The organism is Phascolarctobacterium sp. (assembly GCF_045124115.1).
Taxonomy (GTDB): Bacteria; Bacillota; Negativicutes; order Acidaminococcales; family Acidaminococcaceae; genus Phascolarctobacterium_A.
This window is the reverse complement of record NZ_JBGVLF010000064.1, coordinates 1-20978: the sequence shown is the minus strand read 5'-3', so window position 1 is coordinate 20978 and position 20978 is coordinate 1. Positions and strand designations below refer to the sequence as shown.

The window sequence follows — 20978 nt, the reverse complement described above, 5'->3', positions numbered from 1 at the left end:
AGAAGACCCCCTTCGAATATAGTAGATATCTGCAACTAGCAGTCTAAATATAAGGGGGGGTGTCCAAACTATAGGGTCCACGTCACCTCAAATAATCTCCACAAAATTGTATGTCGCTCAAATTATGCAAGCCACAAAGAGAAATGAAGGAAAACAAGAATGTAAGCATCCATCACATCCTTCTATAATGTATTATGCTCTAAATTAACTAAAAAGTCCCCACCCTAACAGCAAAAAAGGGTGGGGAAAGGGGTAGAAATGTAGAAATTTTTATTTTAGAATAGCAAAATCTCTAGGCATCCCTCTATGAGCAGATGCTTTTTAGTTGAGCAAACTTCCTGCGGTTTCAAAAGTGAAAAAAATTTAAAGTTTTGAAAGTGGGAGCGTTGAATGTGGTGCGTTGCTTGCAATCGGAAGCGATATTTGGCGCAAGGCGGAGTGGCTGAAAAACTTAAAAATGCAACTTTCAACGTCAAACTTGCATTTTTAGGGCATTCACCTATAAGTATACTTTAAGAAAACCTTGCTGAAAATGCAGATTTGACCTATAATTATTAAAAAACAATACGCGAAAGCTTACAATGTAACATTAGAGATAGAAGATTTTTATATGCTAAGAAGGAGGATGGCACATGGCAATTATCACCACAGAGCGTATTTTGAAAGTCCTAACCAGCTATAACCCATGGTGGCAAACAGGCACAGTCAATAAAGAATTGACACCCAAATACAAACGCTTTGCCTACCACATGGCAATGGACCGCCTTTTAAAGACCGATATTCGTCGTACAATAGTCCTGACCGGCGTAAGACGCGTTGGTAAAACAACAATCGAATACCAAATGATTGATAAACTACTGCAAGAAGGTGTTCCTCCCCAAAGAATCCTTTTTGTCTCTCTTGATCATCCCATTCTGAAACTGGCAGGCATAGATGATATATTGGAGTGCTACCACCAGAATATCTGTGCAGACCATGATGTATATTATTTCTTTGATGAAATACAATACGCTGCAGATTGGTCCCAATGGCTTAAAGTCCTGTATGACACCCAGCCCAACACCAAAATGGTGGCTACCGGTTCGGCAAGTCCTGCCTTAGTGAAAGGAAGCAGTGAAAGCGGTGCCGGACGTTGGAGCTTGATCCAGGTACCTACTCTGTCATTTTACGAATACTGCGCTCTTTTAGACCTTCCGAAAATCGATCTGCCTGCAACCTTGAAGCCTTCCGATTTATTTTCCATGACTCAGATAGAGCGCAACCAGCTCGTCACAAAACTTTCCTTGGTACAAAACCACTTTAACCGCTATTTACAACTTGGCGGTTTTCCTGAGCTAGCTTTGTCCAAAAATGATTTTTTGGCGGAGCAGATTATGCGTGAAGACGTTGTTGATAAAGTTCTGAAACGTGATTTGCCTGCCCTCTATAATATACGCAACGCCACAGAGCTAGAGCGAATTTTTCTGTATCTCTGTAGCGTATCATCAGAGCTTGTAGCTATCGATGCTATTACCAAAGAGCTGAATGGTGTCAGCAGACCCACTGTACAAAATTACATTCAATACTTGGCCAGTGCCAATTTGATTTATATTAGCAATCCGGTAAGTATAAAAGGCAAAAAGATTTTAAAGGCTATACCTAAAATCTATATTGCCGATGCTGCCATTCGCAATGCCGTATTAATGGACAATGATGTCCTTACTAATCCTGTAGAAATGGGGAAGATGGTAGAAACCACTGTGTATAAGCATTTGAAAGACTATTACAACCAACGTGCTACCAGCGTAGGGTATTATCGCGGTGGTTCCAGCAATAAAGAAATAGATGTTGTCATAGAGCTGCCCCAAGGTCAGAATGTTTATGTAGAAGTGAAGTATCGCGAGCAAGCTCCCATACCTAACACGGATGCCATTATTGAAAATTGCGCGCAAGCAAAATACGCCTTTATTATAACTAAAAAAGCAGAAGATATTGGTTTACATCAAACTTCTGATGATCAACAGCTTTTGCGTATTCCTGCTTTTGCTTTTCTGTATATTCTAGGTCATGCTGCTCAAAACGGCAATTGTGGAAATATATAATAGTTTTGCAACTTTCAACGCCAAACTTGCATTTTTAGTCCATTTACCTATAAGTATACTTTAAGAAAACCTTGCTTAAAATGCGGATTTGGGGTTCAAATTTTACATTTTTATAAGAAGAGCCTCTGTTGCACGGAAAACACCATGCGACAGAGGCTTTTGGTTTAGTATTTAGTTGTGGAGGGTTTAAGGAGTGTTGGGTTTTTATAATTCTTAGTGTAGAACTATTTACTTCAACAGCTCTCCCAAATCCAACATCTCTGTATCCACATAGGGCTCGCCTAAATTGCGCCCGGGAACGAAGGTGCCGTGACAGTCGCTGCCACCGGAAATATAAAGATGGTGCTTATGGCAATGGCGCAGCAGGCGCTGGGTGCCTTCCTCGCTGTGACCGGAGTGATAACATTCGAAGCCGTCCAAGGGTTCTACCCGCAATAAATCCATAACCCGCTCTAAACCGGGCCCATGGAAACCGCTGGCAGCGTGGGCACAGATAGCGATACCGCCTGCACCATGAATGGTGTCCACCACTTGGCTAATAGGCGGAAACTCCGGGAACCCCAAATCATGTTCCGCAGTAAAGATGCGTTTAAAGAAATCATTCACGCCAGTGCAGAGACCTTTGTCGATTAAGTACGCCAAAGCGCGCCAACCGCCACGGCGGCGGTCGTAGGTATAGTGGGCGAACTCTTGACTAGAAACCTGCCAGCCATCACGCTCTAGCATGGTGATGCTGTCCACATCTTTCTGCGCCAAAAGGTTTTCGTTATGCTCTAACAGCTCTAACAGCGCTTTGTTAGTAATATCAATACCGTAGCCCAAAATATGGAAGGACAAATCTTCCTTGGTAGAGCAGACTTCCGCTGCAGGCAGGAACTTCAGCCCTGCTTCCCTAGCAAGACGTGCGGTTTCCGCTACATTGGCAACGCTGTCGTGATCCGTAACTGCTAAAGCGCCTAAACCAATCCTCTGTGCCTGTTCAATTAGCTCAGCAGGAGTCCAGGTGCCGTCGGAGGCAGTGGTGTGGATGTGTAAATCAGCCCTCATCCTTGCCACCTTCTTCGTCGCAGATTTGGCAGTGGCAGTGGCCGGGAACAGGAGGCTTGCTCTTAATGCGCATACCGATTACAGTGCTTAACAAAAAGAGCAGGGTACCCGTCAGGACGATGGTACCACCGGGGGCAAGGTTAATGTAGTAGGAAGCAGTCAGACCTAAGCTGACACTTAACAGACCGTAAATCATGCTTTGAATAATAGTGCCTCTAAAGCTGCTAGCAGTCTGCAAAGCGCAGGCTACAGGAATAACCATCATGGCGGAAACAAGGAGTAAGCCTACAATGCGCATGGACAGAGCCACAGTCAATGCAGTGAGCAGCGCCAAGAGCAAATTCAACCTTTCCACAGGCAGTCCCGCTACTTTGGCGGAGGTTTCGTCAAAGGTCAGGTACTGCAGAGGACGGTAGAATAATTTTACGAAAACTACGGTACATAAACCAAGGCTGGCCACAATGTATAAATCATTGGTGCTGACGGTCATCAAGCTACCAAAAAGGATGCTGCTTAAATTAAAGCTGCTGTCGCGGTTCAAGCCTGTAAAAATAACAGCCAAGCCCATACCGCTGTAAAAGAAGATGGCTAAAACCATATCTGCGGCATCGCTCAAGCGTTGGCGTACTCTTTCAATGGCCAGCGCGCCTAAAATAGTGGCTACAGCAGCGCTGAGCACAGGACTATAGCCCCACATAGCGCCACCGGCAACGCCGGCGAAGGCAATATGCCCCAAGCCGTCACCAATGAGGGATTGGCGGCGCAGGACCAAGAAACTGCCAATAAGGGGGCAGATGACAGCCATAATCAAACCTGCCAGCCAAGCGCGCTGCATAAATTCTATTTGTAACATTTCCAGCATTTTCTGTCCCTCTATCTATAAAAATATCCGTGCTTGTGATGATGCTGCAACGCTGCGTGGACTTCGCCGCGGAAACAGATGCCGTGGTCGATACAGAGAGCGCTTTTGGCAGCATCTGCAGCAAGCTCCAAATCATGGGAAATCATAACAATAGTCACGCCTTGCTCACGGTTGATATCCTTCAGTTTAGCGTAGAGCGCAATTTTGGAAGCTGTATCAATGCCTGTAGCAGGTTCATCCAAAAGCAGGATTTCCGGTTGGTGTACCATGGCGCGGGCAAGAAATACCCTTTGCTGCTGGCCACCGCTAAGCTCGCCAATCTTACGATGACGCAGTTCTTCCAATTGGAAATCGTACAACGCCTTTTCTACAGCACGTCTTTCTTGAGTGCCGAAACTGCGCAGCAAGCTACCGGAATTAATCAAGCCCAAAGATACGACCTCCTCCACGCTAATGGGGAAGGCACGCTGCATCTTCATGGGGTTTTGCGGCACGTAGCCAATTTTATACCACTCTTTGAAATTTTCAATGGGACGTCCGTAGTAGTAGATTTCGCCGATAGTGGGGGGCATGGCGTGAGCCAGCATTTTCAGCAAGGTGCTTTTGCCTGCACCGTTGGCGCCGATGACGGCGACGAAGTCGCCTTGGGCAATGTCCAAATCCAACTTGTGGAAGACCCACCCATCACCGTAGTCGAAGCCTAAACCACGAACCATAATAATATTATTTTCCATTTTCTGCCTCTATTCGTTGAGTGCTTTCTTCAGATTGGTGATATTGCGCTCCGTAATTTTTAAATAATCTAAGCCTGCTTTGCGGCCTGCTTCGTCCACGCCTTCTAAGGGGTCGAGGACTGCGGTCTGGGCGCCGGTTTCGTCGGCTACCAGCTTGGCAATTTTCGGGTCGGTCAAAGTTTCAAAGAAAATATAGCGCACATTTTCTTTCTTGACGGTAGCAATTAGACGCTGCATATCTGCAGGGGTAGGCTCTGCTTCCGCAGAAATGCCTTTTACGCTCAGCTGCTGTAGTCCGTAGTCTGCGGCTAAATGGCCGAAAGCGGCGTGAGCGGTAACAAAAACTTTTTTCTTGGCTGTAGCAGCAGTCTGCTCCAGCTGTTTATCCAGCACTTGCAGTTTTTCCATATAGGCTTTGCTGTTGCGCTCGTAAGCCTCTTTGTTTTTGGGGTCAGCTTGGCACAGTGCTTTGGTGATGTGCTGTACTTCTATCATTGCCTTTTTGGGGCTTACCCAAACGTGGGGGTCCTGTTTGCCGTTGCGGTCAAAAAGTCCTTGGCCTGCTTCTACAGCAAGGATTTTCTTATCACTAAGAGCATCTAGCGCTTGTTTCGCCCAAGGCTCCACGATGCCGTTGTAAACAAATACTTTGGCGTTGCCCAAAACGGTCAGATCCCTAGGAGAAGGCTCCCAGTCGTGGGGTTCGGCGCCGTCCGGTACCATGGTCGTTACTTGTACGTGGCTGCCTCCAACAGCCTGGGTGAATTCTGCCATGGGATAGAAACTTGCCACAACCTGCAGCTTGCTTTGGTCTGCCTGCTGCCCACCGCAGCCGGCGATTAAGTTCATGCACAATATAAGTAGAAAAAGTAAAATTCTCATAACCATAGCATATTTCATTCATGGGCTTATGTCAATGGTTTTTCGCTTTTTCACAAGCTTTTCATTTGTTAATTTACAGCAAGAGTAGTAAAATATTAGTACAAACCGTAACAAAAAGGAGATGGAGATATGAACGGTAATGACAATCAGAAAAAACCCATGCTATATTACTATGTCATGGCGATTTTGATTATTTTAGTGATTAACACAGTGATTATTCCTACCTTCTTCAGCCCCAAGGTAAACGAGGTGTCCTATGGCACTTTCCTGCAAATGGCAGATGAAGGCAAGCTGTCCAAGGTAGAGATTACTGAAAAACGTATTGCTGCTTTTGGTAAGGGCGATCAAGAGAAGGAAATTTTCGTCACCGGTCGTGTGGATGACCCGGAACTGGCAAACCGCCTGATGAAGAGCAAGGTAGAATTTTCCCAAGTAGTTCCCAAGGAGCCCAATCCTATAGTAACTTTCTTTACTAATTGGGTTCTGCCCATTGTAATCTTCTTTGCTTTAGGGCAGCTGTTCATGCGCTACATGGGCGGCAAAATGGGCGGCGGTGCCATGTCCTTTGGCAAGAGCAACGCCAAAATCTATATGCAGGCGGAAACAGGTGTTACCTTCGCCGATGTAGCAGGTCAGGACGAAGCCAAAGAAGCGTTGATGGAACTGGTGGACTTTCTGCATAACCCGGACAAGTACCGTGCTATTGGCGCCAAGATGCCTAAAGGCGCCTTGTTAGTAGGCCCTCCGGGTACAGGCAAGACATTGTTAGCAAAAGCCATTGCCGGTGAAGCTAAGGTGCCTTTCTTCTCCATCAGTGGTAGTGAATTTGTAGAAATGTTTGTGGGTATGGGTGCTGCCCGTGTCCGTGACTTGTTCAAACAAGCTCAGGAAAAAGCTCCCTGCATTATCTTTATCGATGAAATTGATGCCATCGGCAAGCGTCGCGACGGTCAGTTTGGCGGTAATGACGAACGTGAGCAGACTTTGAACCAATTGCTCAGCGAAATGGATGGCTTTGACGGTGGCAAGGGCGTGGTTATTTTGGCAGCGACCAACCGTCCGGAATCCTTGGATAAGGCTTTACTGCGCCCCGGTCGTTTCGACCGCCGTGTGCCTGTAGAACTGCCTGATATGCAGGGGCGTGAAGCTATCCTGCGCGTTCATGGTAACGAAGTAAAATTGGCAGCGGATGTGGACTTTAACGCTTTAGCTCGCGCTACTGCCGGTGCCAGCGGTGCAGAACTGGCTAATATTATTAACGAAGGTGCTCTGCGCGCAGTTAAGCTGCAACGTAAGGAAGTTACCCAAGCGGATTTGGAAGAATCCATCGAAGTTGTTATTGCAGGCTACCAACGTAAGGGCGCAGTTATCAGTCCTGAAGAAAAGAAGGTCATTGCCTACCATGAAATCGGCCATGCCCTTGTAGCTGCTATGCAGAAGAACAGCGCTCCCGTCCATAAGATTACCATTATTCCCCGCACTAATGGTGCTTTGGGCTACACCATGCAGATTGCTGAAAATGACAGCGTTCTCATGAAGAAGGAAGAGCTGTTCAACAAGATTGTTACTATTACCGGTGGCCGTAGTGCTGAGGAAATCGTCTTTGGCAGCATCACCAGCGGCGCAGCCAACGATATCGAGCAAGCTACCAAGATTGCCCGTAGCATGGTTACTCGTTTGGGTATGACGGACGAGTTCGACATGATGGCTACGGAAGTAATTAACCACCAATATTTGGGCGGTGACAGCAGCTTGGCTTGCAGCGAAGAAACTGCAGGCAAGATTGATGCCAAAGTTTTGAGCATTATTAAAGATGCCCATGACAAGGCGCGCCAAATCCTCAGCGATAATCGCACCAAACTGGATGTGCTGGCTAATTTCCTGCTGGAAAAGGAAACCATTACCGGCGAAGAATTTATGGAGCTGCTGCGTAAAGAAGAAGCGGTGGAAACCGAAGCAACCCCTGTTAGCAGGGAGGACTAAGTCTTGAAAAATTGGAAAATAATCCTAGCCATCCTTACTGCCAACGTGGTAATGATGGCTGCCGGTTATACCATGCTCATACCTTTCCTGCCTGTGTATTTGATGAACGAACTGGGCGTGGGGCCTGATGCTGTAAAGATGTGGAATGGTGCTATTTTTTCCATCACCTTCCTCATTGGCGGCATTATGGCCCCCATTTGGGGCAAAATGGCAGATACCAAGGGCAAGAAGATGATGGCTATGCGTGCAGGCGCAGGCTTGGCTATCTCCTACTTCCTGGGCGGTATCGTTACCAGTCCGGAGCAGATGTTTGGCGTTCGCGTAATCCAAGGTTTTGCTGCAGGACTGTGGAGTGTGTGTCTGGCTATTGCTACCAGCCTAGTGCCTATGGACAAACTGGGGCTGAGCTTGGGCATTCTGCAGGCAGGGCTTACTTGCGGCAACGTTATCGGTCCTCTTGTTGGTGGCACTTTGGCAACGCTTTTTGGGATGCGTACCAGCTTTTTTGTGGCAGGTACGCTGCTTACCATTATCACGGTCATCTTCCTTTTCTACATTCCGGAGCCACCCAAGCAGCCTGTAGTAGTCAAGGAGGCAAAACCTCGACAACCATTGTTGCAAAAGCCTGTAATCCGCGAGGCGTTAGTTTACGTAGCTGTTGCCCAAATGGTTATCCTACTAATTCAGCCTATTCTGACGCTGTATGTGGGCGAGCTGAACCAAGGGCAGGGCAATTTAATGTTTCTCTCCGGTTTAGCATTTAGCCTAGTTGGTATTGCCAGCGCCCTTACTGCTCCCAGTTGGGGGCGTTTCGGCCAAGAACATGGCTTCTACCGCAGTTTGTGCCTGGCAACTTTGTTTTCGGGTGTGCTCAGCTTTGTAGTTGCCATTCCCAATACTTTGACGCCGTTTTTTGTGGTCAATTTTACCTATGGCTTGTGCAGCGCAGGTATTCAACCTTCTTTGAGCGCGGTGCTGGCAAGCAATACGGATCCGGACCAACGTGGTCGCATCTTCGGCTTTATGTTCAGCGCCCAGCAGTTTGGCAGCATGGTGGGACCGCTTTTTGGCGGTGCTATCGCTACCTTCTTCCCCATGCGCAGTCTGTTCTTTGTGGCGGGCGCTTTGCTTTTAGCCATTAGCGGTGCGGTGTATTTGCGCCACGGCAAAGAAAAACCCTGCGTTTATTAAAAGATATTTTAAATTTTTTGTAAACTCCTTTAATTGTCCTGAAAAAATAAACAATTTATAACAAACCCCGCAAGCCTGATCAGAAGGGCTTAGCGGGGTTTTTGTGTTGCGCTGGTTCACAATTTTGACACAGCAGGTCTACGTGGATTTTTCATATGTGACAAAAGCGTTTACGGCGCAAGCTATTTTTTAGGTTTATGCTTATAGCCAAGGGGGCGGTGAAAATTAAACCTGTTTGGAAACGCGGTTATGCTGTTCGTCAGCGAGTCCTTTTCTTCCGTCAGTTGGCTTTGGTGCTGCGTAGCGGCCTGCCTTTGCTGCAAGCTATGGCACTGCTGGAAGAACGCCTGGGCAAAAAGCTTCTGCCTGTTTGTCTGCATCTGCGGCGCCTTTTGGCTAGGGGCAGCACCTTGGCTGAAGCCATGGCGCAGGAACCCAGCTTCTTTTCCCTATTGGCAGTCAGGCTTACGGCAGCAGGGGAAGTAAGCGGGCGCCTGGATACGGTCTTAGACAGTTTGGCAGATTACTACGAGCAACAAGAGCATTGGCGTGATTTTGCAATTAAAACCGCACTTTATCCCTTGCTGCTATTGGTAGCGGCAGGATGCGTGCTAGTGTTCTTCTTGTTTTACGTGCTGCCTGTTTTAGCAAGTGCCTATGCAGGGATGAACGTACAGCCGCGAGGAGTATTGGCGTTGTTGTTAGGCGTGCGGCGCTTCCTTACTTTTCACCCGGGGAAAGCGCTGTTATTGGGGACAACACTCCTGTCAGTATTCGTCCTTGGTATGCGTTTGCTGTGGCAGCGGTATAGCCAAAGCTCCAAGCAGGGAAATATTTTCCGCCTCATGTTAGAAGTACGCTTCTGTAAGCTGTTGGGTTTACTCCTAGACAGCGGTGTGCACATCACCAAGGCAGTAGCTTTGATTGCCGCCACCATGGGGAAGCTTCCTTATGGGCGCAGTCTGCTCCTGCTTAATAACAGGCTGGAGCGCGGCATGGACTTGGCTACTGCCCTTACAGGAGCAACTGTACTTCTTTCTCCCATGAGCAGGGATCTAGTGGGCGTAGGCGCAGCGACAGGCTGCCTGCCTAAAATGCTTTTGGAAGCAGCGCGATTGGGAGAACAGGATTTAGTGACGCGAGCCGCTAAAATCAAAGAGGTAGTAGGACCACTGCTTTTATTATGTGCAGCAGTGATCATCGGCGCAGTGGTGTGTGCAGTTTTGGGCCCGCTACTGGAAATGATTTCGGCTATGCCGGAATAACGAAGGAGGAAGAACAATGAAAAAACTATTCAAAGGGCAAAAAGGTTTTACTTTAATCGAGGTTGTGGCTGCAGCGGCTATTATCGGTATTATGGCTACCATGCTGATTCCGTCCATTTCGGGCGCTTCTACCAGGGTACGCAATGCCAAGTTAAGCAACGATTTGGCAACTATCGACCAAGCGATTCAGCTGTATGCTTTGGATAATGGCGGTCTGCCTACGGATTTGGCTTCCCTGCAGGGAGAATATTTAGGCGGCAATGCTGAGTTGAAGGATGCTAAAGAAGGGGATTTTACCTATACTGCTAATGATGACGGTACCTATACTTTAACCGGTACCAATGTTGCCGGCGAAGAAGTAACTTCTCCGGGCAGTGCTAAGGCTTCTAACTAAGGAGCGGGGCTACCTGCTTCTGGAAACAGCTATGGCTACTGTAATAATTGCTGCTATGGCAGTATTGCTGTGGTCCCAAGGCAGTGTACTGCTCCGCCAGCATTATAAGAACCAAGTGCGCATGGCTGCAGGATTACTGGCAGCTGATTTGCGCCAACTGCAGCAGGAAGCTCTTTACCGTTCTGTAAGCGGTAGAGTAACGCTCTACGCCCAAGCTAATGGCGAGGGGTATTCCTTTAGGGAGAATAACCTTGTGGAAGGCAAAGTCACTTTTGCTAAACAGGGCTGTAACGATGTCTACTTTAGCAGTGTGGTAGCTAGCGTGGGCTTTAACGCCAATGGCAGTCCTTCCGCCACAGGTACCTACGTTCTGCGGCACCATAAGCTGGCAAGTTTTTGCTGCAAAGTGGCGGTACAGCCGGTAACAGGAAGGGTGGCTGTAGATGAAGAAGAGTAAAGGATTTATTCTTGTAGGGGAGCTGTTCTGCTTAACTTTGGCGTCTTTGCTTCTGGTTACCGCTGTAGAAGGCTACAGTATGGCTTTTAAATCTCTTGCTTATGCTTGCAGCATGCAGGATGCTTGGCAAGCTGCTGCTCTGGCAGTGGCGGGGGAGCAAGTGCCGGAACGCTGGCAGGTAGTGCGCAAGGAGGTTGGCCTAAGTGCGGCTGTGGCTACAGGCACGCTGGAGGAGGTCGAAATCTATGATGCAGGCACAGGAAAAATCATCTGCAATTTATTGCAGGTTAAGTTCTAAGGAGCGTGGTTTTATCCTGCTGCCTACGGTGGTTGCGATTATGGTCAGCGCTGCCTTGGCTGCCCTTGTGGCGTGCGGTTTAGCCCGCTGTAGCCAAGGCTGGCTGCGGCTGCAGGATGAAATTCGTTTGCAGCAGGGGGGAAGGTATATGCAAAGCATTTTGGAAAAGGATCTGTCCTTGGATGCAGTAAGAATAACTATTAATCAAGATGGCAAAATCGTCTACACATCGGTTTTAGGCTGTAGGACAGTATCTATTTATCCTTCGCAAAAAGGCATTTACCAACGTACCCAGACGAACTCCGGCAGCGGTGTTAATCCGTTGTTTCCTGAAGATGTGCCTGTGAAAAACTGGCAGGTGCGACCTTTAGCAGATAATAAGCTCTTAATTGGCTTTACGTTGCAAGGGAAGTACCATGAGAAAGAGTTTTGGCAGGTCATAACCTGTTGCAACGGAGTTGTTTCTGATGAATAGGGAACGTGGCAGCATCAGCTTAGGACTATTGGTGGTCTGTGTGGTGCTTGCTCTAGGAGCACAGCTGGCGCTTTTGTGGAGCGGGCAAGAAGCCAAGCGCACTGGGGAAACGCTTTTGAATAAGCAGTTACGGGTTTTGTGCGTTTCTGCTTTCCGCAGTTTGCCGCCAACAGGTTTGCCTGCAGGTGAATGGGAGCTCTGCAGGGGAAGCTTGCGCCCCAGCCAAGGGGAGGTAGTGGTGACAGGTAAAAGTGAATATAGTGATGACGGCCTAATCAATTTTCTGGAGGTTAGCGCTGCAGTGGTTAATCAAACAAGCGCAGTACAACGATTGCGGCGGCTACGGGTGGAGTTTGCTCCCTGCCAACAGGAGTTGGCGGCAAACTACGCTTTAGCGAGCAAGGTCATTGAGGGTTCGGAGCATTTAAATAGCGGGAAGCTGTATATACAAGCAACCGATGAAGAAGTCAAGCTGCCTGCTGTAGAATTCTTCCAAAACCGCAGTGCCTTGTCCATAACTCCCTCAGAAGTGAAAACGCAAGGCTTGAGCACGCAATTTACTTTCCTACCATCCTCATCTGCTTTTAGCTTTGCAGCGACTTCTTCGCCTATGAAAGGTGCCACTGTTTTGGGTACCCAAGGCAGTATCAGCATTGGCAAGGGCTGTTCTTTTCCGGAACGTTTGGTGTTGGTCAGCAGACGCGGTAATATCGTCATCAGTCAAAATGTCAGCATGGCTAAAGCTTTGGTGATAGCCTATGGTAATGTTACTGTGGAAGCGGGGTGCAAAATTAACGGTCTGATTATTGCTAACAGAATCATCCTCAAGGGTGCTTCAACATTTACCAAGGATGCGGACGTGGTAGCGCCGTTTGTATCCACAGCCTATATTAATTAAAAATTTGAACATTGCATAACGTAAACGAGGCTGGGACAAAACCAGTCATAGTTGCCATATCCCTAGACGAATCATTGCGATTTTAGCTCATGAGTGCTTAGAATCACAGAAGTGAAGCGAACCGAAGAGAAACTTGTTTTACGAACAAGATCGGCCGCGAATCTTCGTTGTGATTCTGCACGAAATGAGCGTTAAGAAATCGCACGTGAGTCGGGATATGGTAACATGACTATATATGTCCTAGCCTCGTTATATGATTTTGGTTAATTGAAATCCTTGGGTATCGCAGCTGACAAGCTTATAGGTAACGCCGTCGCGCTCACCCTCAAAAGTCAGCACATGGTTTTCTCCATGGATGTGCCCGTAAACGCAGTTAGTTACGCCGTATTTTTCCATTAGGTCCGTAAACAAGGTGCGTTCATCCGCGGCAAAGAGGGGCGGATAGTGAAGCGCGCAGATAATCCGCTCCGGTTGCAGTTTTTGGGCTGCCTGCAGCGACATTTCCAAACGGATGGCTTCGCGCTTATAGATTTTTTCGTCATCTTCCGTAAAGCCTTCGGCAGAAGGCAGCACCCAGCCGCGGGTGCCGCAGATGGCAGTGGTGCCTGCTAAAAGGCAGTCATTTTGGATGAATTCAAAAGCATCACCGTACATTTGCTGCATTTTTGCCAGGCTGCTCCACCAATAATCGTGGTTGCCGCGCAGTAGCAGCTTACGTCCGGGCAGTTGTGCTAGCCAGTGGAGGTCTTCCGCTGCATTGGCTAAGCCCATAGCCCAACTGATATCGCCGCAGACGATGACGGTGTCTTCGTCGGTAACGGTAGCAAGCCAATTAGCTTTGATTTTTTCTTTATGCCCCAGCCAGTGTTCACCAAAGATTTCCATAGGCTTAGCAGGTGGTTCGCCGGATAGGTGCAGATCGCCAATGGCGTAAATATGCATAGGAACTCCTTTATTTCAATAAGAATTTGCGCAGATCATCAACAGTTTCTACATAATGCTCTGCGCCTGCCTCCTGCAGTTCGCCGGGAGCAGCAAAGCCAAAGCCGACACCGATACAGGGAATGCCGTTGGCATGGGCTGCCAGTACGTCCTCTCTGCGGTCGCCGATTAAAGCGATAGTAGCTTTTTGCTCCGGGGTAACGATGTTCCATTTTGCTAAAGCTGCAGCTACTACTAAAGCTTTGTTATCAGTTTTGCCGTCCAAGCTGCAACCGGTAACATCTTCAAGGTAGTCGTTGAAACCAAAGCGTTCGGCAATGCGTTTAGCAAAAACTTCCGGTTTGGCAGTTGCCATGCCTAAGCGGCGGCCGTCGCTCTTTAACGCTTGCAGCAAATCCATCATGCCGGGATAGACCTTGTTTTCCCAAATGCCGATATCAGTGTAGCGCTCGCGGTAGAAGGCTACGCCTTGCTCTGCCTGTGCTTCCGTCAGACCATAGTATTTCATATAGCTGGCGCGCAGGGGCGGACCGATAAAAACGCGCAGTTTATCTAAGTCCGGTTCATCGATGCCAAGTTTGGCCAAGCCGTATTGACAGCATTTAGTAATGCCTTCGGCAGAGTCTGTCAGGGTGCCATCTAAGTCAAAAAGTAAATTTTGGTACATTTATTGCTCCTTAATAAATTGTGTTTTGTATTTTTCTTCTGATTATAACATATTTTCCCGCAGTGGTGGTAAAATATAAGCATATATTGTATGGGGGGCTTTAGTATGACTAAGAAATTATACGAAAATAACTCTTTGTTAAAAAGTTGTCAGGCAGTAGTTACTGCTTGCACAGAAAAAGACGGTAAATATTTGGTGGAATTGGATCAGACAGTCTTCTTTCCGGAAGGTGGCGGACAGTTAAGCGATAGAGGCACTTTGGGTGGTGTCAAGGTGGAACACGTTTCTGAAAAGGATGGGCACATTTACCACGAGTGCATCGCACCTTTGGAAGTGGGGGCCCAAGTAGAGGCTGTGCTGGATTGGGGCGTGCGCTTGGACAGAATGCAGCAGCACCATGGCGAGCATATTCTGGCGTACTGCTTCTGGAAACTGTTTGAGGCTAATAATGTAGGTTTCCATATGCATGAGGACTCTGTGTTTATTGATCTGGATAAAGATTTAACAGAGGAAGAACTGCTGCAGGCCGAGCATATGGCTAACGAAATTATTTGGGATAACAGCCCTGTAACTGTGGAATATTTGGACAGCACTGAGGCAGTGAAGTTGAAAGATAAGATGCGTAAGTTTAACGAAAAGCTTACGGGTATCCTGCGTATTGTCAGCGTGGAAAATGCTGATATCTGCACCTGCTGCGGTACCCATCCTCCTTTTACAGGCATGGTGGGCAGCGTGAAGATTGTTCGCCGCGAAAAACATAAGGGCGGCTGCCGTGTAGAATTCCTTTGCGGTAAGCGTGCACTGCTTGATGCAGACATGAAGAACAGCACTTTGCTGCAGGTAGCACAAGGTCTTTCTACTAAACCGGAACTGGTACCGGAATATCTGGCTAAGCAGAAGGCGGACTTGCTGAGCCAAATTGATGATTTGAAAGCTAAACTTTTGGCAGTAAGCGAGAAAGAGTTTGTAAGCGCTTGCGCGGAGGCTCCTGCAACTGCTGCAGGGGTTAAGTTGCTGGCTTTCCCCATGGAAGGCTGCGATGCCAAGGATATTAAGGCGTTTCTGCCTAAAGCTGCGGCATTGGAGAACACCATTAGCATTTTGGTGGCAGTGGCGCCGCAACGCATTAGCTACGCTGTAGTTTTGGGTACCGCTACGGAAGGCGACTGCCGTGCTATTATCAAAAAGGTGAACGAAGTTTACGGCGGTCGTGGCGGTGGCAAGAGCGACTGCGCCCAAGGCGGCAGTGACTACTGCGCTGACTGGAAGGAAAAGCTGGCAGCGGTAACGGAACAAATTTTAAAAGAGTAAGAGGAAAGCTAAAAAGAGCTTCGTCCCAAGTTGGGGCGAAGCTCTTTCTTTAGATTCGATATGTTATTCGTTTACTTTGTACCAGAAGGGGCGCAGGAAGTGGAGATAGCATACCTCGTCTGCTTCCGGACCGGGGTCACGACGGCCGATCTGTACACGTACTTCTTGGTCGCCAATCTTAACCAGATAGTCAACGATTTCGCCTAGGAAAGCCTTGCGGATTACTAAGCCACGTACACCGTTGGGGTCGTTAGCGCTAGTAAAGCGGATTTCCGTAGGACGGCTAGCCAAGTTGAACATTTCTTCCGCACGCATACGCTCAGGAACAATCAAGCCGGAAGGCAGCTTATGCTCGGAGCCTTTAATATAGGCATCTTGACCTTTCCAAATAACGTCGGTGAAACTGGATACGCCAATGAAGCTGAATACGAACTTGTTCTTAGGATTGTTGTAAACATCCAAAGGAGAGTCGATTTGCTGCATAACGCCCAACTTCATAACCAAAATACGGTCGGACAACGCCATTGCTTCGGATTGGTCATGGGTTACGTAGATAATGGAGAAACCATACTTGCGTTGCAAATCTTTGATTTCAAAACGCATTTCTTCACGCAGATGGGGGTCCAGGGAAGACAGGGGTTCGTCCAACAGCATTACGTCGGGGTTGATAGCTAAAGCACGAGCCAAAGCCACGCGCTGTTTGCCGCCGCCGGAAAGGTCTGCAGGGCTGTCGCTAGCGTTCTTCCACAGGTTGGTCGCCATCAGTGCGTCTTTAGTACGTTGTTCGATTTCTGCGTTGGGCAGCTTGCGCAGGCGCAGGGGGAAAGCAACGTTTTCATAAACGCTCATATGGGGCCATACGGCAAAGGCTTGGAAAACCATGCCGAAATTACGGTTTTCAGGGGGAGTATAGTGATGTTTTGCCGGGGAAGAAAGCAGGCGGTCGCCAACCCATACTTCGCCGTCGGACAAATCTTCAAAACCTGCAACCATGCGCAGGGTGGTGGTTTTACCGCAGCCGGAGGGACCAAGCATAGAGAAGCATTCGCCCTTACCGATTTCGAAATTTAAGTTATCGACAGCGGTAACATCACCGAATCTTTTGGTAACATTAACTAAGCGGATGTAGGACATGACGATTACTCACTCGCTTTCTTGGTAAGATGATTAATCAGCATTTGACCTAATACGATAAGGATCAGGGCAATGCCTGCCAGAGCGGTACTCATTACGGTTTCGCCGTCTTCATTCAGGGTGTAGATGGCAACACCGATGGTTCTGGTAGTAGGAGCGTACAGCATAATGGATACGGTCAGCTCGCGGAGTGCGGGCAGGAAGATCAGGAAGAAAGCACTGATCATACCGGGACGTACCAAGGGGATAACGATATCCTTCAAGGATTGCCACATACTAGCGCCGCAGGAACGGGATGCTTCCATCAAGGAGTCATGGACTTGTTCCAGTGCTGCAGAGTTGGCTTTCAGGGAGAACGCCATATAGCGGGCAATGTAGGATACCAAGATAATCCAAACAGTGTTGTACAGGTTGATACCGAATTGGCCGCTCCATGCCAAGATTACGCCCAAGGCGATTACGGAGCCGGGAACGGAGAAGGGCAGCATGCCCAAGAATTCCAAGATACCTTTGCCGCGAACTTTCATCTTAACGATTACGTAAGAAATCATTACGCCGGCAAACATGGTAATGAAGGCTGCAGCCAAGCCCAATGTAACGCTGTTGAAGATAGCGTCGCGGGTAACTTCATACTCAAAGAGTACGTACTTGTAGTTATCCAAGGACAGGTTTTCCCAAGTCAAAGGCAGACCATAAGTTTCTACGCCGCCAACCATAAAGATAACTGCTGTGGGCAGCAAAATAGTGAAGCCGATATAAGCCAGGCAGAAGAACAGCAGGGGGTAACGCAGACCGCGCAGTTTCAGCTCCATAGGACGGAAGCTTTTACCGCCGATAATCTGATAGTGGCCCTTGCTCAAAATCTTTTGCTGTGCCCAAATGATGCAGGCAGCAGAAACGATCAATACGGTTGCCAATACAGTACCGGTACGGATGGATTCAAAGGAACCTGCACTCTGATGGATTTTTTCGTAAATCAGGGTGGGGATGTTATAAATACCTTGTTCAATACCCAATACTGCTACAGTACCGAAGTGAGCCATGGAGTACAGCATAATCAGCAAAGCACCGGACATGATGGAAGGCATAACCAGCGGAATGGTGATTTTGCGGGTGATGGTGAACAGGCCTGCACCACTGATACGGGCAGATTCTTCCAAGGTAGGGTCCATACGCTCCAGCGCGCCGCATACCTGGATAAATACAAAGGGGAACAGGTACATGATTTCTACGCAGCTGATGCCGTGGTAAGTATAGATATCAAAAATAGGCTCGGCAGTGTTGAAGGTTGCCATAAACCATTTGTTGATATAACCGGAGTGGGGGGAGAGCAGCATTTTCCATGCCAAAGCGCCGATGAAGGAAGGCAGCATGAAAGGAACAAGGAAAAGGCTCTTCATAAAGTTCTTATAGGGCAGGTCTGTACGGGTTACCAACCAAGCAAAGAAGGTGCCGACAATGGTACTGCCGATGGTGGTCATGGAGGCGATAATCAAAGAGTTGATCAAAGCCTTGAAAGTTTCGGGTTCGGTGAGGACATTGTAGAAGTCCACGCTGTTGAAGCTGCCGTCTACGAAGAAAGCGTTAAACAGGATCAACAGTACAGGCCATGCTACGAAGATTACCAGAATGGCAATGGAGATGAGGAGGATGACTTGGGCGATACCGAAGCCGCTATCCTTTTTAATAGTGCCTTGTGCCATTATTCCTCCACCTCCTTCAATTGTTCAGCGTCGAACCAGTGCAATGCTTTAAAAGTAATGTAGCACTCTTCGCCTTCTTTGAACATTAAATCGTTGTTAATAGCAGTGTGGGTTTCCAGTTCCGTACGTACGGATTCACCGTCGATATTGATGGCATAGTCCATGGTAGCGCCCAAGAAGTTGGCACGATGAATGGTGCCTTTCAGGCCGGGGCCTTGGCGGTGGATTTCAATGTCGGAAGGACGGAAACCGGCAACCCAGCTAGCAGCGGTGCCGGTAGGCTTATCCCAAGGCACAACTTGGGAACCGTTGCCAACGACGAAATCGTTGCCTCTTTGCGTAACGTGCATAAAGTTGGCGATACCCATAAATTTGAAAACAAACAAATCTGCCGGTTTCTCAAAAATTTCGTAGGGGTCACCGATTTGGCGGATATGGCCTTTAGCGTCCATAATTGCCAAACGGTCGGAAATTGCCAAAGCAACTTCTTGGTCATGGGTTACGAAAAGTACGGTAATGCCGAATTTGCGTTGCAAGGCTTTGATTTCAAAACGCATTTCTTCGCGCAGGTTGGCGTCCAAGTTGCTCAAGGGTTCGTCCAACAGCATTACGTTGGGGTCCGCAACCAGAGCACGGCCTAAAGCTACACGTTGTTGCTGACCGCCGGAAAGCTCGGAGGGCAGGCGGTTTTCCAAACCCTTCATACCAACAACTTCAATCATTTTCATAACCAGTTGGTCAATTTCTTCCTTGGGGCGCTTTTCCATTTTTAAAGGATAAGCAATGTTTTCGTATACGGTCATGTGGGGCCATACAGCGTAATCTTGGAACACAATGCCCAAGCCGCGGCGTTCAGGGGGAATATATTCACCGCTTTGGGCATCAGCAACAACAGTGTTATCAATGCTGATGCGGCCTGCGTCGGGAACTTCGTGACCGGCGATGAGGCGGATTAAAACGGTTTTGCCGCAGCCGGAAGGTCCAAGCAGGGTGAAACATTCGCCCTTTTTGATGGCGATATCAAGGTTTTCCAGGACTTGGTGCTTGCCGTAGGCTTTGGCTACACCTTCGACCTTAATAATATCTTCCATTAGGGTACCTCCTGTGTGAGTATTGGTAAATCATTAGAAAATACTAAATATTTATTTTTATGGCAAAAACGGCAGAACGGGAAATCCCGTTCTGCCATTGAGTTAAAGCTTACGGACTGCTAGAGCAATAATCACAATAACAGATTATTTCTTAACTTGCATCAGTTCGGTGAAGTCTTTAACAATCTTTTCTTTGCTGTCGATGATTTCGTGGTAATCTACTTTGATACCTTTAGCCAAAGCTTCTTTAGGAGAAGGCAGTTGGAACTTAGGATCGATCTTAACGTCTTCACGAACGGGGATGGTGCCTTGGTTAGCAACCAATTGTTGAGCTTCTTGACCCAGCAGGTAGTCTACGAATTTCTTAGCAGCGTCCATTTTCTTGGTGTCTTTGAAAATAGCAACCGGGGAAGGAACTACCAGCAGTTCAGGCGGATAGCACATTTGCAGATGAGCGCCTTTAGCGATCTTAGCGTTGGTGATGTAGTCAACTGCCAAGGATGCGGAAAGTTCGCCGGAAGCAGTATCGTCGATAACTTGACCGGAGCCTTTGCCTACGCGTGCACCGTTAGCTTTCAAATCTTTGAAGAAGTCAGGACCGAATTGTTTGTTCAGCAGAGCGATAGACATGTAAGCGGTGCCGGACAGAGCGGGGTTAGCAACTGCAAAGCCGTTTTTGAATTCCGGTTTTTTCAGGTCAGCCCATTGGGTAGGAGCAGTTTTGATTTTGTCGGTGTTGATAATGATGCCCAAGGTGCCCAGACGAGCAGCATGGAAGGAGCCATCATAATCATCAAAGGGGTTAACGATTTCTTTGAATACAGGGCTCTTATAAGTAGCTAAGATGCCTTCTTTTTTCATTTTGTAGAAGTCAGGAACTTCACTGGTCCAGATAACGTCAGCCAGGATTTTGCCGCTTTGACGTTCTGCAGCGATTTTAGCCATCAATTTGCCTGCGCCTGCAGATTGGTAGTCAACTTCGATGCCGGGGTTCTTCTTCTTGAAGCCCTCTACAATACCTTTAATGAGGGATTCCTTCATGGAAGTGTAAACGATAAGTTTGGTAGAGTCGTTAGCCGGAGCAGCTTTCTTTTCGCCGCCACCGCAACCGGTCATCATAACGGATGCTGCTACAACAAAGGTCATGGCCAATAAACCAGCTTTTTTGAACATAGTAAAAAACCTCCTTGATTTTACCGACAACCTGCCGGAAATGTCGTTTTTACGCCTGTCGCAGGAATGAACTGCTAACAGTATCTTAACATAAATTTAACATAAATTTAACAATATGGCAAGACAATTCAGCTAAATTGTGTAGTTTTTTTAACATAAAAATGGCGGAAACAGAATACACTGTTTCCGCCATTTGTCTTACAATTAAAAATATAAATCTACATAGTTACAAGAACTCAAAATCTGCCATGTTGGCGGCGATATCCGCTGTTTGCGGGTCATCTAAGGGTAGCATATCCAGGGGTAGCACATTGATTGCTACTAACCCTTTCTTGCCGCGAGCAATTTCGAAGCAGACATGCTGCCCTTTGTGCAGGGTGCGATAGCCTT

Annotated in this window: 20 protein-coding genes; 10 read left to right on the top strand and 10 right to left on the bottom strand. The window is 47.8% G+C overall.

Translation table 11 applies throughout. From position 1 onward, the window contains the following. Nucleotides 1-632 precede the first annotated feature (632 nt). Nucleotides 633-2081, top strand: coding sequence for an ATP-binding protein (locus ACJMM4_RS09305; protein WP_405379902.1), 1449 nt, complete (start codon nt 633-635; stop codon nt 2079-2081). A 228-nt stretch (nt 2082-2309) separates the two neighbouring features. Here ACJMM4_RS09305 and ACJMM4_RS09300 read toward each other — a convergent pair whose 3' ends face one another. Genes ACJMM4_RS09300 through ACJMM4_RS09285 form a run of 4 tightly spaced genes read right to left on the bottom strand, consistent with a single transcriptional unit; the run spans nt 2310 to nt 5573 of the window. Further along, a complete protein-coding gene (locus ACJMM4_RS09300; RefSeq protein WP_405379900.1) occupies nt 2310-3128 on the bottom strand; it encodes a PHP domain-containing protein in 819 nt (272 codons plus the stop codon). Next, nucleotides 3118-3990 (bottom strand): metal ABC transporter permease, encoded by an 873-nt coding sequence (locus tag ACJMM4_RS09295; RefSeq protein ID WP_405379898.1) that lies wholly within the window; start codon nt 3988-3990, stop codon nt 3118-3120. Before ACJMM4_RS09295 ends, ACJMM4_RS09300 begins: the two co-directional genes overlap by 11 nt. Nucleotides 3991-4001: 11 nt before the next feature. Continuing rightward, nucleotides 4002-4724, bottom strand: coding sequence for a metal ABC transporter ATP-binding protein (locus ACJMM4_RS09290; protein WP_405379896.1), 723 nt, complete (start codon nt 4722-4724; stop codon nt 4002-4004). Between the two features lie 9 nt (nt 4725-4733). Continuing rightward, on the bottom strand, nt 4734-5573 hold the full coding sequence (locus tag ACJMM4_RS09285) for a metal ABC transporter solute-binding protein, Zn/Mn family (protein WP_405379894.1): 840 nt from the start codon (nt 5571-5573) through the stop codon (nt 4734-4736). A 162-nt stretch (nt 5574-5735) separates the two neighbouring features. Here ACJMM4_RS09285 and ftsH point away from each other — a divergent pair, with 162 nt between their 5' ends. From ftsH to ACJMM4_RS09245, 8 genes are all read left to right on the top strand, one after another. After that, nucleotides 5736-7589, top strand: a complete 1854-nt coding sequence (gene ftsH, locus ACJMM4_RS09280) for an ATP-dependent zinc metalloprotease FtsH (RefSeq protein WP_405379892.1) — start codon at nt 5736-5738, stop codon at nt 7587-7589. A gap of 3 nt (nt 7590-7592) precedes the next feature. Beyond that, the gene (locus tag ACJMM4_RS09275; RefSeq protein WP_405384154.1) at nt 7593-8780 is read left to right on the top strand and encodes an MFS transporter; all 1188 of its coding nucleotides are present in this window, start codon (nt 7593-7595) and stop codon (nt 8778-8780) included. A 218-nt stretch (nt 8781-8998) separates the two neighbouring features. Next, entirely contained in the window at nt 8999-10045 is a 1047-nt protein-coding gene (locus ACJMM4_RS09270; RefSeq protein WP_405384152.1) for a type II secretion system F family protein, read from the top strand. A gap of 16 nt (nt 10046-10061) precedes the next feature. Beyond that, entirely contained in the window at nt 10062-10439 is a 378-nt protein-coding gene (locus ACJMM4_RS09265) for a type II secretion system protein (RefSeq protein WP_405380245.1), read from the top strand. A gap of 31 nt (nt 10440-10470) precedes the next feature. Further along, complete coding sequence (locus ACJMM4_RS09260; RefSeq protein WP_405380247.1) at nt 10471-10896, top strand: hypothetical protein; 426 nt, start codon at nt 10471-10473, stop codon at nt 10894-10896. Then, complete coding sequence (locus ACJMM4_RS09255; RefSeq protein ID WP_405380249.1) at nt 10883-11194, top strand: hypothetical protein; 312 nt, start codon at nt 10883-10885, stop codon at nt 11192-11194. The genes ACJMM4_RS09260 and ACJMM4_RS09255 overlap by 14 nt, the downstream gene beginning before the upstream one ends. Beyond that, nucleotides 11142-11669, top strand: coding sequence for a hypothetical protein (locus ACJMM4_RS09250; protein WP_405380251.1), 528 nt, complete (start codon nt 11142-11144; stop codon nt 11667-11669). The genes ACJMM4_RS09255 and ACJMM4_RS09250 overlap by 53 nt, the downstream gene beginning before the upstream one ends. Then, nucleotides 11662-12567, top strand: a complete 906-nt coding sequence (locus tag ACJMM4_RS09245) for a hypothetical protein (protein WP_405380253.1) — start codon at nt 11662-11664, stop codon at nt 12565-12567. Before ACJMM4_RS09250 ends, ACJMM4_RS09245 begins: the two co-directional genes overlap by 8 nt. A 249-nt stretch (nt 12568-12816) precedes the next feature. On the opposite strand, the gene ACJMM4_RS09240 is transcribed toward ACJMM4_RS09245, so the two are convergent. Together ACJMM4_RS09240 and ACJMM4_RS09235 are read right to left on the bottom strand one after the other, a co-directional pair. Further along, nucleotides 12817-13509, bottom strand: coding sequence for a metallophosphoesterase (locus tag ACJMM4_RS09240; RefSeq protein ID WP_405380255.1), 693 nt, complete (start codon nt 13507-13509; stop codon nt 12817-12819). A 10-nt stretch (nt 13510-13519) separates the two neighbouring features. Next, nucleotides 13520-14176 (bottom strand): HAD hydrolase-like protein, encoded by a 657-nt coding sequence (locus ACJMM4_RS09235; RefSeq protein ID WP_405384150.1) that lies wholly within the window; start codon nt 14174-14176, stop codon nt 13520-13522. Nucleotides 14177-14281: 105 nt separating this feature from the next. Here ACJMM4_RS09235 and ACJMM4_RS09230 point away from each other — a divergent pair, with 105 nt between their 5' ends. Then, nucleotides 14282-15487: an alanyl-tRNA editing protein gene (locus tag ACJMM4_RS09230; RefSeq protein ID WP_405380259.1), complete on the top strand. Its 1206-nt coding sequence runs from the start codon at nt 14282-14284 to the stop codon at nt 15485-15487. A gap of 63 nt (nt 15488-15550) precedes the next feature. Here ACJMM4_RS09230 and ACJMM4_RS09225 read toward each other — a convergent pair whose 3' ends face one another. From ACJMM4_RS09225 to ACJMM4_RS09210, 4 genes are all read right to left on the bottom strand, one after another. Beyond that, nucleotides 15551-16621: an ABC transporter ATP-binding protein gene (locus tag ACJMM4_RS09225; protein ID WP_405380261.1), complete on the bottom strand. Its 1071-nt coding sequence runs from the start codon at nt 16619-16621 to the stop codon at nt 15551-15553. Nucleotides 16622-16626: 5 nt separating this feature from the next. Next, nucleotides 16627-18324, bottom strand: a complete 1698-nt coding sequence (locus tag ACJMM4_RS09220) for an ABC transporter permease (RefSeq protein WP_405380263.1) — start codon at nt 18322-18324, stop codon at nt 16627-16629. Continuing rightward, nucleotides 18324-19415 (bottom strand): ABC transporter ATP-binding protein, encoded by a 1092-nt coding sequence (locus ACJMM4_RS09215; protein ID WP_405380265.1) that lies wholly within the window; start codon nt 19413-19415, stop codon nt 18324-18326. The genes ACJMM4_RS09220 and ACJMM4_RS09215 overlap by 1 nt, the downstream gene beginning before the upstream one ends. Nucleotides 19416-19559: 144 nt before the next feature. After that, entirely contained in the window at nt 19560-20588 is a 1029-nt protein-coding gene (locus ACJMM4_RS09210) for an ABC transporter substrate-binding protein (protein ID WP_405380267.1), read from the bottom strand. Nucleotides 20589-20978: the final 390 nt, after the last annotated feature.